Annotated in this window: 14 protein-coding genes and 2 tRNA genes; 5 read left to right on the top strand and 11 right to left on the bottom strand. The window is 65.9% G+C overall.

Features of this window, described 5'->3' with window-relative positions; translation table 11 throughout:
- Positions 1–47: 47 nt before the first annotated feature.
- From ABD088_RS06015 to ABD088_RS05985, 7 genes are all read right to left on the bottom strand, one after another.
- Positions 48–689, bottom strand: coding sequence for a mycothiol-dependent nitroreductase Rv2466c family protein (locus ABD088_RS06015; RefSeq protein ID WP_343900776.1), 642 nt, complete (start codon positions 687–689; stop codon positions 48–50).
- A 73-nt stretch (positions 690–762) separates the two neighbouring features.
- Positions 763–2,055, bottom strand: coding sequence for an ATP-dependent Clp protease ATP-binding subunit ClpX (gene clpX / locus ABD088_RS06010; protein WP_343900774.1), 1,293 nt, complete (start codon positions 2,053–2,055; stop codon positions 763–765).
- 148 nt (positions 2,056–2,203) lie between these two features.
- The gene (locus tag ABD088_RS06005) at positions 2,204–2,866 is read right to left on the bottom strand and encodes an ATP-dependent Clp protease proteolytic subunit (protein ID WP_343900772.1); all 663 of its coding nucleotides are present in this window, start codon (positions 2,864–2,866) and stop codon (positions 2,204–2,206) included.
- 44 nt (positions 2,867–2,910) lie between these two features.
- Positions 2,911–3,504: an ATP-dependent Clp protease proteolytic subunit gene (locus tag ABD088_RS06000; protein WP_343900942.1), complete on the bottom strand. Its 594-nt coding sequence runs from the start codon at positions 3,502–3,504 to the stop codon at positions 2,911–2,913.
- A 286-nt stretch (positions 3,505–3,790) separates the two neighbouring features.
- On the bottom strand, positions 3,791–5,140 hold the full coding sequence (gene tig / locus ABD088_RS05995) for a trigger factor (RefSeq protein WP_343900771.1): 1,350 nt from the start codon (positions 5,138–5,140) through the stop codon (positions 3,791–3,793).
- Between the two features lie 86 nt (positions 5,141–5,226).
- A tRNA-Pro gene (locus ABD088_RS05990) sits at positions 5,227–5,301 on the bottom strand.
- A 90-nt stretch (positions 5,302–5,391) separates the two neighbouring features.
- A complete protein-coding gene (locus ABD088_RS05985) occupies positions 5,392–5,841 on the bottom strand; it encodes a helix-turn-helix domain-containing protein (RefSeq protein WP_343900770.1) in 450 nt (149 codons plus the stop codon).
- Positions 5,842–5,992: 151 nt separating this feature from the next.
- Between ABD088_RS05985 and ABD088_RS05980 the strand changes: the two genes are divergently transcribed.
- Positions 5,993–6,066 (top strand) — tRNA-Gly (locus ABD088_RS05980).
- Between the two features lie 97 nt (positions 6,067–6,163).
- Here ABD088_RS05980 and ABD088_RS05975 read toward each other — a convergent pair.
- The 4 genes from ABD088_RS05975 to ABD088_RS05960 are packed head-to-tail and all read right to left on the bottom strand — an operon-like array spanning position 6,164 to position 8,892.
- Complete coding sequence (locus tag ABD088_RS05975) at positions 6,164–6,361, bottom strand: hypothetical protein (protein ID WP_343900768.1); 198 nt, start codon at positions 6,359–6,361, stop codon at positions 6,164–6,166.
- 52 nt (positions 6,362–6,413) lie between these two features.
- Complete coding sequence (locus ABD088_RS05970) at positions 6,414–7,322, bottom strand: Fpg/Nei family DNA glycosylase (protein ID WP_343900767.1); 909 nt, start codon at positions 7,320–7,322, stop codon at positions 6,414–6,416.
- A 2-nt stretch (positions 7,323–7,324) separates the two neighbouring features.
- Complete coding sequence (locus ABD088_RS05965) at positions 7,325–7,798, bottom strand: ribose-5-phosphate isomerase (protein ID WP_343900765.1); 474 nt, start codon at positions 7,796–7,798, stop codon at positions 7,325–7,327.
- 44 nt (positions 7,799–7,842) lie between these two features.
- Entirely contained in the window at positions 7,843–8,892 is a 1,050-nt protein-coding gene (locus ABD088_RS05960) for a lactonase family protein (protein ID WP_343900763.1), read from the bottom strand.
- Positions 8,893–9,196: 304 nt separating this feature from the next.
- Here ABD088_RS05960 and pepN point away from each other — a divergent pair, with 304 nt between their 5' ends.
- From pepN to ABD088_RS05940, 4 genes are all read left to right on the top strand, one after another.
- Positions 9,197–11,743, top strand: coding sequence for an aminopeptidase N (gene pepN, locus ABD088_RS05955; protein ID WP_343900762.1), 2,547 nt, complete (start codon positions 9,197–9,199; stop codon positions 11,741–11,743).
- 129 nt (positions 11,744–11,872) lie between these two features.
- Complete coding sequence (locus tag ABD088_RS05950; protein ID WP_343900761.1) at positions 11,873–12,361, top strand: OsmC family protein; 489 nt, start codon at positions 11,873–11,875, stop codon at positions 12,359–12,361.
- On the top strand, positions 12,358–13,038 hold the full coding sequence (locus tag ABD088_RS05945; protein ID WP_343900760.1) for a DNA alkylation repair protein: 681 nt from the start codon (positions 12,358–12,360) through the stop codon (positions 13,036–13,038). Before ABD088_RS05950 ends, ABD088_RS05945 begins: the two co-directional genes overlap by 4 nt.
- A gap of 45 nt (positions 13,039–13,083) precedes the next feature.
- Positions 13,084–13,686 (top strand): globin, encoded by a 603-nt coding sequence (locus ABD088_RS05940; RefSeq protein ID WP_343900758.1) that lies wholly within the window; start codon positions 13,084–13,086, stop codon positions 13,684–13,686.
- Positions 13,687–14,085 lie beyond the last annotated feature (399 nt).

The following is a 14,085-nucleotide window of genomic DNA, read 5'->3' as shown; positions in this document are numbered from 1 at the left end:
GCCCGCTCCATGTCTGCTGCACTACCGGTCAGGAACCGGTGCGGGCCTTAGGAGGCGTTGGACTCCGCGTGCTGCGTGGCCTGCTCGAACTGCGGCATTTCGGTCCGGCTGCGCTTGATCTCGAAGAAGTAGGGGAACGAAGCCAACGTCACGGAGGCGTCGAACAGGCGTCCTGCTTCCTCGCCGGACGGAACCCGGGTGATGACGGGGCCGAAGAAGGCGGTGCCGTTGAGGGCGACGACGGGGGTGCCGACGTCCTGGCCCACCTTCGAGATGCCTTCCTCGTGGCTGGCACGCAGCGCTGCGTCGTGGGCATCGGTTTCCGCGGCCTGGATCAGTTCGGCCGGCAGCCCGACGCGTTCGAGGGCACGCTCGATGACCTCGGCGCGGTCCTTGACGCCTTCGTAGTGAATGAGCTCGCCCATCGCGGTGTAGAGCCGGCCGACCACCTCGGTGCCGTGGGCAGCGGCGGCGGCGATGATCACGCGTACCGGCCCCCACGCGCTTTCCAGGCCCTTGCGGTAGTCCTCGTCGACGTCCTTGTCCTCATTGAGGACGGCCAGGCTCATAACATGCCAGTTGACGCTGATGTCGCGGACCTTCTCGACCTCGAGGATCCACCGCGAGGTAGCCCAGGCGAACGGGCAGATCGGGTCGAACCAGAAGTCAACGGACGTTTTCTCGGACATGTGGATCCTCCTGAAGTGGGCGAAAGTCAGATGGGCCGCGGCGTCGCCGGACCCATCCAGTACAACGATCCGATCAGGCGGACTTATTCCGCCGCTTCGTCACGACCTCGCTGGAGATCAGCGTCGGCTCCCCGACCTTGTGGACGACGTCGGCGGTGATGACGACCTCGGCGATGTCCTCACGGCCGGGCAGGTCGAACATGATCGCGGCCAGCGTCTCCTCCAGGATGGCCCGCAGACCACGGGCACCGGTGCCACGTTCCAGGGCCATGTCGGCGATCGCCTCGAGGGCATCCGTCTCAAAGGTCAGTTCCACGCCGTCGATGCGGAACATCTTCTGGTACTGCTTGACCAGGGCGTTCTTCGGCTCGGTCAGGATCTTGATCAGCGATTCGCGGTCCAGGTTCTCCACCGTCGTGATGACCGGCAACCGGCCGATGAATTCGGGAATGAGCCCGAACTTCAGCAGGTCCTCGGGACGGACGTCCGCGTAGGCTGCGGCCTCCGACTTCAAGGCGGTCAGCGGTGCGCCGAAACCGATGCCCTTCTGGCCGGCGCGGGAGCCGATGATCTCCTCGAGCCCGGCGAACGCGCCGGCGACGATGAACAGCACGTTGGAGGTGTCGATCTGGATGAATTCCTGATGCGGGTGCTTGCGTCCGCCCTGCGGCGGCACCGAGGCGACCGTGCCCTCGAGGATCTTCAGCAGGGCCTGCTGGACACCCTCGCCCGAGACGTCGCGGGTGATGGAGGGGTTCTCCGACTTGCGCGAGATCTTGTCGATCTCGTCGATGTAGATGATGCCCTGCTCGGCCTTCTTGACGTCGTAGTCAGCGGCCTGGATCAGCTTGAGCAGGATGTTCTCGACGTCCTCGCCCACATAGCCGGCTTCGGTCAGCGCGGTGGCATCGGCGACCGCGAAGGGCACGTTCAACCGGCGGGCCAGGGTCTGGGCCAGGTAGGTCTTGCCGCAGCCGGTGGGGCCGATCAGCAGGATGTTCGACTTGGAGACCTCGACGTCGTCCAGGGAGTCGACGTCGCTGAGCTGCGCGGCGGCAGAGGATCCCGATCCGGCCTGGATGCGCTTGTAGTGGTTGTACACCGCCACGGCGAGGGAGCGCTTGGCACCTTCCTGGCCGATCACGTATTCCTGCAGGGAATCAAAGATCTCACGGGGGCGCGGCAGCTCGAAGTCGGGGCCGGCCTCGATCTCGGCCAGTTCCTCCTCCATCAGTTCGTTGCACAGTTCGATGCACTCGGTGCAGATGTAGACGCCAGGGCCGGCGATGAGCTTGCGTACCTGCTTTTGGCTTTTGCCGCAGAAGGAACACTTGAGCAGGTCGGAGCTTTCACCCATACGAGCCATGGTGTTCTTCCCCTTACGTGGTGCTGGAACCGTGCGGCGGACGCCCCACGGAAAAGGTCTACCTTCAACTCTAGGTGAGGTGACCGACAGAATAGTGGACCGGGCGTCCCGTGGTGCGAAAAACCTGTGGGACGCCCGGTCGATACCGCTAGCTGCTGATGGCCTGCGGCTTGATCTTGCGGGGGCTGAGCACCTCGTCGATCAGGCCGTATTCCTTGGCCCCGGCGGCAGTCATGAACAGGTCGCGCTCGATGTCCTCGCCGACCTGGGCTGCATCCTTGTTGCTGTGCTCGGCCAGGGTGGTCTCCAACCAGCTGCGCATGCGCATGACCTCTTCGGCCTGGATCTGCAGGTCGGTGGCCGTGCCCCGCTCCCCGCCGCCCATCGCGGGCTGGTGGATCAGCACGCGGGCGTTCGGCAGCGCCAGGCGCTTGCCGGGGGCACCGGCGGCGAGCAGCACGGCTGCGGCGCTGGCGGCCTGGCCCAGGCAAACGGTCTGGATCTCGGGACGCACGAACAGCATCGTGTCGTAGATCGCCGTCATGGCGGTGAAGGAGCCACCGGGTGAGTTGATGTACAAGGTGATGTCGCGCTCGGGATCCATCGACTCGAGGACCAGCAGCTGGGCCATCACGTCGTCGGCGGACGCGTCATCGACTTGCGCGCCGAGGAAGACGATGCGGTCCTCGAACAGCTTCGCGTAGGGGTCCTGGCGCTTGAAGCCGTAGGGGGTGCGCTCTTCGAACTGGGGCAGGATGTAGCGTGCGGACGGCATCTCGCCTGCAGTGCCTTCGTAGCCGTTGAAATTCATGTTCTTCTCCTGGGGATCTGTGGGGGTGCTCGTCGGCTGGATGGCTAGTTCTTGACCCCGCCGCCACCGGACACCGAAACGGAGCTCTGGGCGATGTGGTCGAAGAAGCCGTATTCGAGGGCGTCGGTTGCGGTGAACCACTTGTCGCGGTCGTTGTCCTTCAGGATCGTCTCCAGCGACTGGCCGGTCTGTTCGGCGGTGAGCTCGGACATGACCTTCTTCATGTGCAGGATCAGTTCCGCCTGGATGCGGATGTCCGATGCCGTGCCGCCGATGCCGCCGGATGGCTGGTGCATGAGGATACGGGCGTTGGGGGTCGCGTAGCGCTTGCCCTTGGTGCCGGAGGAGAGCAGGAACTGCCCCATCGACGCGGCCAGGCCGGTGGCCACGGTGACAACGTCGTTGGGGATGTAGTTCATCGTGTCGTAGATCGCCATGCCGGCGGTGATCGAACCACCGGGCGAGTTGATGTACAGGTAGATGTCCTTATCGGGATCCTCGGCGGAGAGCAACAGCAGCTGGGAGGAGATCGCATTGGCCGACTCATCGCTCACTTCCGAGCCGAGCCAGATGATGCGCTCCTTGAGGAGCCGGTTGTAGATGTAGTCCTCGCGACTGGCCGGATCAACCGAGGCCATCTTCGGGGTGTGGGATTCCGTCGTCATTTTCGAATACCTCTCCATGGGTGCCATGCGCCGTGGCTGATCCAGCCACGTACGGTAGCGCTTGCTTTCCTTGACACTACTGCAGTCCCAACGCCTGCGGCCCGTGGGATCATCTGCTGTTCGCTGACGGCGCATACCCCGGGATTCGGGCATCGCCGTTGGCTTAAAACCAGGTGCCCACGGCTTAAAAACGACGGCGGGACCACCCCTGAGGGCAATCCCGCCGGGCAGTCTCAATGACTGCCGTGGTCTCGTTCTGCTACTCGGCCGAGTCCGCGGATGCGGAGGAAGCCGAGGAGGCCGACTCTTCTGCTTCGCCGGCCGGGCGGACGAAGTCGGTGAGGTCGACGTCCTTGCCGTTGGTGTCGGTGACCTTGGCGAATTCGAGGACCTTGGCCAGCGCCTTGCGGCGGCGTACCTCGCCGATCATCATCGGGACCTGTCCGGCACCGTCCAGCATCTGCGCGAACTGGTTCGGGTCCATGCCGTACTGGCTCGAGGACTGCACGATGTAGTCGATGAGCTCTGACTGCTCGACGCCGATTTCTTCCTTCTCAGCGATCTCATCGAGGATGATCTCGTTCTGGAAGGCGCGCTCGGTGTTGGTCTTAACCTCGGCGCGGTGCTCCTCGGTGTCGTGCTCCTCGCCGGGGTTGCCACCACCCTGTTCGAAGTGCTGCTCGACCTGTTCGGTGATGACCGACTCGGGAACCGGCACGGAGATGAGCTCGGTGAGCTTGTCCATGACCTTGTCGCGTGCCTGGACACCCTGCTCGACGACCTTGGAGTCGGCGGCCTGCTTGGTCAGGTCCTCGCGCAGCTCAGCGATGGTGTCGAATTCGGAGGCCAGCTGGGCGAACTCGTCATCGGCGACCGGAAGCTCGCGCTCCTTGACGGCCTTGACGACGACCTTCACCTGGGCGGTCTCGCCGGCGTGCTCGCCACCGGCCAGCTTGGTCTCGAACGTGGCATCCTCATCGGCCGAGAGGCCGGTGACTGCCTCGTCCAGTCCCTCGAGCATGGTGCCCGAGCCGACCTGGTAGGACAGGTCGGTGGCGGTGTCGACCTCGGTGTCGCCGACGGCTGCCGTCAGGTCCAAGGTGATGAAGTCATTGTCCGCAACCGGGCGGTCGACGACCTTCAGGGTGCCGAAGCGCCCGCGCAGCTCGTCCAGTGCGGTCTCGACGTCGGCCTCGGTGGCCTCCACCGCGTCGACCTGGACCTCGAGGCCGGAGTACTCCGGGAGCTCGATCTTCGGACGGATGTCGATCTCGACGTTGAACACGAGGTTGCCCTCGGTGGCGGTCGGCTCGGGGACCTCCGTGATGTCGACCTCGGGGCGGGAGAGCGGAACGATCTCGGCCTGGCTGACGGCTTCCTGGTAGAAGCCGTTCATGCCGTCGTTGATCGCGGTCTCCAGCACGTAGCCGCGGCCGACGCGCTGGTCGATCAGGCGGTTCGGGACCTTGCCCTTGCGGAAGCCCGGGACGTTGATCTGCTCCGCGATGGACTTGTAGGCCGCGTCGATGTTCGGCTGCAATTCGGTGAGGGGAACCTCGACATTGAGCTTGACCCGGGTGGGCGTGAGGTTTTCGACGGCGCTCTTCACTACGTAGCTCTCCTGAATGATCTGGGCTGATACGAAACTGCACACTTGCCCCCGCAGATGAAGCTCACGGGACTGAAGGTTCAGAGTCGGGGTGACAGGATTTGAACCTGCGACCTCACGCTCCCAAAGCGCGCGCTCTAGCCAAGCTGAGCTACACCCCGATTGGTGCAGTGGCTAGTTTACGCAGAATCCGCGCCGAACAACTAATTGTTGGAAGCCTGATCCATCGGCGTCCAGAGGGCGGCTGTGGTCTACTCGCCGCCGGGATTGTCGAGGACCGGTTGGCGGATGATCCATTCATCGTCGGGGCGGCGATCCATATAGTAGAAACCCCCGGTGCGCGAGGCCGGATTCGGCGGGGCCTCGGGGTGGTAGTTCAGGACCAGACCGCTCTCCTCCAGCCAGTCCAGCCACGCCTGCAAGGCCAGCAGGCTCGATGCGGGCACCTCGAGCCCGGACCGCTGGCGGGCCAGTACGCGAATGTGCCCCATGATGGCCGTTGAGCGGTGCGTTGCATCGATGGCCCACGGGAGGATGTCCCGATAGGTGCGCCGTCCCACGTTCGCTTCCGCCCGATGCAGGGCCCGCTGGACACCGCTTTCGGTCGTCCCATACAACTCGGCAATGCCGGCCAGGGTCATGCCGCGCGCCCGCAAGGCCAGCAGTGTCCGCGTGTCCGGCAACTTCCGCCAGCCCGCCATGCGCACTCCCCGATCCGACCACGACACGCATGGTCAAGTTGCATATATACAACTTGAGTATGCGTGGCCGACACGGTCGAGGCCAATTTGGCGGGGATCCGAATGCACTGCTAATGTTGTGCGAGCAACGGGCCGAAAAGCCCGGAATTGCGGGGATGTAGCTTAATGGTAAAGCCTCAGTCTTCCAAACTGATTACGCGGGTTCGATTCCCGTCATCCCCTCCACAGAGTAGGGCCGCCCGCGGGCGGCCCTATATCGTTAAGACCGCCACCCCGGGTGCCCCGATACCCCTGAAAGGGATCCGACCGCCGGCAGCAGCCCCTATTCCTTGCGTCCGCCGTATCGGCGAACCGTGCGGTGGTACGCCGTCCGCTGCAGGTGGTGATGGCGGTACCAGGTGCCCATGAGCATCAGCACGATCGCCAAGAGCACCGCAAACGCGGGACCATAGGCCACCGTCGACGCCTGGGTACAGAGCGCCTCCGGCGTGCAGGCGGACAGCAGCTGGGTTGCGTTCATGCCCTCATGGAAGCACTGCGCACACCAGAAGACCAGAGCACCGTCGAAAACGTTATGCGGTCCCGGTTTCGCCTTGGCACCCGGGGCACCAATACAACTTGCGCGCCGACAGTTCGGCCAACCGGATCGGAGTCCCGCAGACCAGGCACGGCAGGCCCTGGCGCTGGTACGTGTAGTAGGCATGGTCTGGCCAGACCGGAGCCTGTCGGTCCGTGCGGTGTCCAGGGCGGGTGGTGATGATGCGCCCATCACGTACCCCATCGGCCATCAGCACACAGACGTCGTCCCAGAGGCCGCGCAACAGGCCGCCAGGGATGTCGCGGCCCCGGGTCCAGGGATCCAGGCCCGCACGGAACAGGGCTTCGGCGCGGTAGATGTTGCCGACCCCGGCGATCAGCGACTGGTTCATCAGGGCCGCGGCGACGACGGTTCCGGTGGCGCCGAGGCGGCGGGCGAACTCCTCGCGGCCCGCCGCCGGGGTGCCAGGAGCCAGCGAGTCCGGGCCCAGGCGGGCCCGCACGGCATCGGCCTCGGGGACCGTCAACACCTCGCAGGCCGAGGGGCCGCGGAGATCGGCCCAGCCGTGCTCGGCGACCAGGCGGGCCCTGACCTGGCCCACCGGCTCCGGCGGGCCCGCGTACCCCACATCAGCACCGTCGTCGTACGCCTCCCGCTCCCCGATCCGGCGCGGCGCGCCGATGCTGGAGGCCCCGCGGAAGGTCTCGTCCCCGCCGAAGCTGAACGCACCATAGAGTCCCAGGTGCACGCGCAGCACCTGCCCGCCTTCAAAGTGGGCGAAGAGTTGCTTGCCGTGGGCCTCGGCGGTGAGGAATTCGCGCCCGTCCAACAGTGCGGCCCCGGCCGCGAACCGGCCCTGGGGGCTGGAAACGCGCAGCGGGCGGCCGGCGAAGACGTCGTCGAGCTGGCGGGCCAGGCGGCGGACGGAGTGGCCTTCGGGCATGCTCAGCCCTGGACGGTGCCGGTGGTTTCGTAGGCGGCGATCTGGCCGATGCGACGGGCGTGGCGTTCGGCGCCGCTGAAGGGTTCGGCCAGGAACGCATCGATCAGGCCGGTGGCCTCCTCCAGGCTGTGCTGGCGTCCGCCGACGGCGACGATGTTGGCGTCGTTGTGCTGGCGGGCCAGACGGGCGGTGTCCAGGTTCCAGGCCAGCGCGGCGCGGATGCCCTTGACCTTGTTCGCTGCGATCTGTTCGCCGTTGCCCGATCCACCCAGCACGATGCCCAGCGAATCGAGTCCGCGTCCGCGTTCGGCGGCCACTGCCTCGGCGGCGTTGATGCAGAACGACGGGTAGTCATCCTCCGCGTCGTAGGAGGAGGGGCCGTGGTCGATGACGTCGAATCCGGCGTCCACCAGATGGGCGACCAGGTGGGCGCTGAGTTCGAGTCCTGCGTGGTCGGTGGCGATGTGAACGCGCATGGTGTCCTTCGTGGGTGACGTGGTGGGGAACGGAAACCAGCCTACTAGTGGGCCACGACCTCGATCCACAGGGGGCCGGCTCCGGTGGTGGCGCGATCGGTGGCGGTCAGGGTCCCGTCTGCCGGGTCGATGCGGTAGGCGCTGATGTGGCCGGATTTCTCGCCACAGACCAGCAGGTGTGTCCCGGTGGCATCGACGGCGGCACCGCGGGGCTGCTGTTCGGTGTCGGTGGTGCGCAGGTACTCCAGCAGCCCGGTGGTCTGGTCGACGGCGAAGGTGCTCACGGTGGAGGTGGAGCGTTCGGTGGTGAACAGGTAGGTGCCATCGGCTCCCAGGCGGATGTCGGCGCACCAGATGGCGTCGGGGCCGGGGACCGGCCCGCCGGAGGTACGGGCGAATCCTGGCTTCAACCCCAGCGAGGCGGGCACCGACTCGATCCGCTGGAGCTCGTCCAGGGCGCCGGTGTCCGCGTCGCGCTGGTAGACGGCCACCTCGCCGGACATCTCGTGGACGACGTAGACCCGGGAGCCATCGGCGTTGAAGATCAGGTGCCGCGGGCCGGATCCCGGTGTCGCGTCGACCGCCCCGGCCAGGGTGAGTGATCCCGCCGAGACGGAATACCAGACGACGCGGTCGCTGCCCAGGGCTGCTGCGTAGACGAAGCGTCCGTCCGGCGACGAGCGGACACTATGGGCCTTCTCGCCCGGGCTGGGCTCTCGCGTGGCCGGGGCGCAGGGCAGTCCATCGGCGTCCAGCGCCACACTGTTGACGATGTCCTGGTGGTAGGAGGCGCTGCGGATCGTTGCCCCGTCGGCGTCGCGGCTGATGTAGGCGGTGTTGTCGGCCAGCTCCACCGTTCCCGCAGTGGACAGTGCGCCGCTGGACGGATCGATGCGCAGCGCGGCCAGGGCAGGCGGCTTGCCGGAGGATCCGGCGTAGAGCAATCCACGCTCGGCGTCGGCCGCCAGGGAGCGGACCGCGTCGACCTCGACGGAGTGCGCGGCGGGGGTGAGCGTGCCGGCCTGCGGATCGAAGGCGAGGACGTCAACGGTTCCCGCGGTGGCGCAACCGACATAGACATGGGTCTGGGACACGGTGGATCTCCTGGTCGTCGACGATGGTTCACGGGCCGGGGCCCTGGTCCCGATCCTAGCGGTCCGGGTCCTACGATGGTCTGATGACCACCAGCTTCCGGATCTGTGCCACCATCTTCCGTGTCGGCGCAGCTGCCGGCCGCGGGGGTGGCCCATCCGGACGCGTTGATATGGCTTGTGCACGGATAAGTGACGCCAAACACGGTCAGAAGTGAGACAATCATCGTAATGTTCAGGAATCGCTTCAGATATCCCGATTCCTGCACCACCCCATGAACCGCCAGAGAACCAGGGAGCCACCGTCGTGCCAGGATTGAACCTCACCCGTGACGAGGCGCGTGAACGCGCCGCATTGATCAACGTCGAGTCCTACGAGGTCCAGCTGGACCTCACGCGTGGGGAGAAGGTCTTCGGATCGACCACCACGGTGCGTTTCGACGCCACCCCCGGTGGATCCACCTTCATCGACGCCGTCACCGACACCGTGCATTCGGTGACCCTGAATGGCGCCGAACTCGACGTTTCGGCGGTCAACGACGGCGTCCGCGTCCAGCTGCAGCAGTTGGCGGCGCACAACGAACTGACGATCGTGGCCGACGCCCTCTACATGAACACGGGCGAGGGCCTGCACCGTTTCGTGGACCCCGTGGACGGCGAGGTGTACCTCTACTCCCAGTTCGAGGTCCCCGATTCACGCCGCATGTTCGCCGTCTTCGAGCAGCCTGACCTGAAGGCCACCTTCTCCTTCACCGTCACCGCACCTGACCATTGGGACGTCGTCTCCAACTCCCCGACGCCGACCCCGAGCCCCGCCGGCGAGGCCAAGGCCACCTGGGTCTTCTCCCCCACCGCCCGCATCTCCTCCTACATCACCGCGCTGATCGCCGGTCCGTACCAGGCAGTGCGCAGCGAGCTGACCAGCTCCGATGGCCGGACGATTACCCTGGGGGTGTTCGCCCGCAAGTCGATCATGGAGCACCTGGACGCCGAGAACATCTTCACCCTCACCCGGCAGGGCTTCGAGTTCTACGAGGCACAGTTCGGCACCCCGTACCCGTTCGAGAAGTACGACCAGCTCTTCGTCCCCGAGTTCAACGCCGGCGCCATGGAAAATGCCGGCGCGGTGACGTTCCTGGAGTCCTACGTCTTCCGCTCACGCCCCACGGACGCCATGGTCGAGCGCCGGGCCATCACGATCCTGCACGAGCTGGCCCACATGTGGTTCGGCGACCTGGTCACCATGCGCTGGTGGAACGACCTGTGGCTGAATGAGTCGTTCGCCGAGTTCATGTCAGCCCTCGCCGCCGCGGAGAACACCGAATTCACCCAGGCCTGGACGACGTTCTCCTCGATGGAGAAGTCCTGGGCCTACCGCCAGGACCAGCTGCCCTCGACCCACCCGATCAAGGCCGAGATCAACGACCTCGAGGACGTCCAGGTCAACTTCGACGGCATCACCTACGCCAAGGGCGCCTCGGTATTGCGCCAACTGGTCGCCTGGGTGGGCCAGGAGGAGTTCATGGCCGGGGTGCGCGAGTACTTCGCCAAGCACGCCTTCTCCAACACGGAACTGCCCGACCTCATGCGCGAGCTCGAAGCCTCCAGCGGCCGCGACCTGGCCGAATGGACCAGCCTGTGGCTGGAGACCGCCGGAGTGAACAAACTCGAGACCGAGCTGGCCACGGACGCCGACGGCACCATCACCAGCTTCGCCGTCGTGCAGTCGGCCCCCGCCGACTACCCCACCATCCGCCCCCACCGGGCGGCCATTGGCTTCTACTCCATGAACGACGCCGGCAAGCTGGTGCGCACGCATCGCGAGGAACTCGATGTGGCTGGCCCCCGCACGGAGGTCGACGCGCTGCTGGGCAAGAAGCGCCCGGACCTGGTCCTGGTGAACGACGACGATCTCGCCTATGCCAAGATCCGCCTCGACGCGGAATCCCTGAAGGTCGCCAGGGCACATCTGAAGGACATCGAGGAATCACTGCCCCGGACCCTGGTGTGGGGAGCCGCCTGGGATGCCGCACGTGACGGCGAGACCGCGGCCCGCGATTTCGTGGAACTGGTCCTGCGCAATATCGGCCATGAGTCCGATTCTTCGGTGGTGCTGGTCATCCTGCGCCAGTTGGGCACGGTCCTGGACTACTACGTGGACGCCGCGGACCGCACGCAGATTGCCGCCGTCGCGGCCGACGACCTGTGGGCCCTGGCCCAGGACGCCGTCGCGGGATCCGACAAGCAGCTGCAGTTCGTGAAGACCTTCGCCCTGCGCTCCCGCACGCCGGAGCAGCTGGACGCCGTCGCCGCCCTGCTCCTGGGCGAGAAGAAGCTCAGTGGACTCGAAGTCGACGCCGACCTGCGTTGGGAACTGCTCACAGCCCTGGTTGCCGGCGGCCGCGCCGGCCAAGCGGAGATCGACGCCGAGCTCGCCTCCGACGACACGGCCAACGGGCGTCTGGCAGCGGAACTGGCCCAGGCCGCGCTGCCGACTCCGGAAGCCAAGCAAACTGCCTGGTCAGCGATCGTCCACGACGGGGAGCTGTCCAACACCCACCAGCGCAGCGCGATCATCGGTTTCAACCGGGCCCACGATCCGGAACTGCTCAAGCCGTTCGTCGCCCAGTACTTCGAGAGCGTCACCGGCGTCTGGGAGTCCAAGAGCTGGGAGATCGCCCAGCAGATCATCGTCGGGTTGTTCCCGTTGGCACAGACTTCCGAGTCGACGCTTCAGGCTACGGATGAGTTCCTGGACCGGCTGGGCAGCGACAGCCCGGCATTGCGCCGCATGATGGTCGAGAGCCGGGACGGCATCGTCCGGGCACTCGCCGCGCAGGCCGCCGACCACTAGACCGCCCCAACAGCCCCGGCACGGGGCCCCGCACCGGGGCTGTTGGGCTGAGGTCTTGAAGCGCCGGTTCCGGACCCCAGGGTCCGGGGCCGGCGCTTTTTCCTGCTGGAGTACGCCTAGGGTTGGGGCATGGATTTGAACTCGCACCGGTACACCATCGACATCGAATGGACCGGGAACCGTAGAACCGGAACCTCCGGATACCGTGACTACGGCCGCGACCATGTGGTGCGTGCCGAGGGACTCCCCGACCTTCCCGGCACCGCCGATCCAACGTTCCACGGCGACCGGGACCGGTGGAACCCCGAGCAACTACTGCTGGCGGCATTGGCCCAGTGCCACATGCTCTCCTACTTCCATCTGGCAGTCAGGAACGGCGTCGGAGTGCTCGCTTACTCCGATGCCGCCACCGGAACCTTGCGGCTGAACCGCGACGGCAGCGGGGAGTTCACCGAAGCCATCCTCCATCCACGGGTGGTCCTCGCCGACGAATCCCAGCGGGCCCTGGCCGATTCACTCCACGAACCAGCGCACGACGTCTGCTTCATCGCGCGGTCGGTTAATTTTCCGGTGATCAACCAACCCGTCGGGCCGGGGGCATCCGGTGACAACGCGTGACCGACCTGTCGGAGAGGATCACCGGTGATCTATCCGCTGCGGCGGATCCCGCGGCGGCCATTGCCATGCAGAGGTACATGAAATCGACCATGCCGTTCCTGGGGGTGCGTGCCCCGGTCGCCCAACGGATCGTGCGCGAGGCAGTCCGTGCCGAGGGGAACACCGACTGGCGGTTTCTCCTGGCAGAGGCCGAACATCTCTGGGAGTCGGCCACCCACCGCGAGCAGTGGTACGCCGCCCAGCAACTCACCGGATACCGCTCCTGCGAGGGCCGCATCGAATTCCTGGACCTCTATGAACGCATGGTCGTTGACGGAGCGTGGTGGGACATCGTCGACAACTGCCATCGACGCTTCGGCATGCTGCTGCGGGACCATCGCGGCCAGCTCGACCCATTGCTGCGCAGCTGGGCGGCGGATCCGAACCACTGGAAACGACGCACCGCCATCATCGCCCAGCTCAGTGCCAAAACCGAGACCGATCTGGGGCTACTCGAGGCTGCCATTCTTCCCAACCTGGCGGAGACGGATTTCTTCCTCCGCAAGAGCATCGGCTGGGCACTGCGCGAATACGCCAAGACGGATGCCCAGTGGGTCATCGCGTTTGTCGAGGCGCACTCCCACGAGCTTTCCGGGCTGTCACGGCGCGAGGCCTTGAAGAACCTGCACATTCGGTAATGTGGGAGGCGGCTGGCTCGTTCCAGCCAGGGAAGGAAACCACACGTGAACGACCAGCAGAACCCATCAGGCAGCCCCCACCGCCTTCCCGGCGGCGAATCCCTGGGTATCCATATCGGACAGGCCCAACCGGTGTCATCGCCAGTCATGCCCCCGGCCCCCGGTGCGCCGCCGTCAGAGGACTCGTTGCCTGGGCAGAAACCAGATCGCTTTGGCGGGTTCACTCCTGAATCCGCGGATGTCGGCGACGATGAGGACCTCTCGCCCTACACCGGGACGTTCTATGCAGAGGTCGGCGGATCCAAGACGTTCCAGCGCATGACCGAGTTGTTCTACGAAGGGGTCGCCAACGACGCCGAGTTCCGCTCGATCTATCCCGAGGAGGACCTCAAACCCGCCGCGATCCGCCTTCAGCTGTTCCTCGAACAGTATTGGGGCGGCCCCAACACCTACAGCCAGAACCGCGGCCACCCGCGCCTGCGGATTCGCCATGTCCCCTACGTTGTCGACAGCGCCGCCCGGGATACATGGTTGCGCCACATGCGCCACGCCCTGGACCAACTCGAGTTGCCGCCGCTGCAGGACGCGACCTTGTGGGACTACTTCGACCGGGCTGCGCGATCCCTGCAGAATGCCACTGACCACTAAGGCACCTGCACAGACCGATTCTTCTGACGCGTTTTAGCTGGTGTCGCCGGGTAATGGAGGGGCCTGGGACCGATACACATGACCCGTCGGAGTCCTCGTCACCGTCGTATGCCGGTCCCCCGGAACCGTGACCGCGCCCCACCCCGGCGCCTCCTTCACATAATTACAATCAGCACATCGGCCCTTCGCGTTCTCCGCGTTCGTCGGACCCCCGGCAGCCCACCCCACCACATGGTCATGGTGACGAACCGGAGCATCACACCACGGCGTCCCACACACCTGATCCCGCACCGCGATGAACCGCGCCAACCCCGCTGGGAAGAACCTCGCCCGGGAATCCATCCCCACCAACTCCCCCACCCCCGGAGCCGTATACAACCGCCTGAACCACGCCAAACC

The sequence above is a fragment of the Arthrobacter rhombi genome (genome assembly GCF_039526245.1).
Taxonomy (GTDB): Bacteria; Actinomycetota; Actinomycetes; order Actinomycetales; family Micrococcaceae; genus Arthrobacter_H; species Arthrobacter_H rhombi.
The sequence above is the reverse complement of the archived record's forward strand: the minus strand, read 5'-3'. Positions and strand labels throughout refer to the sequence as shown.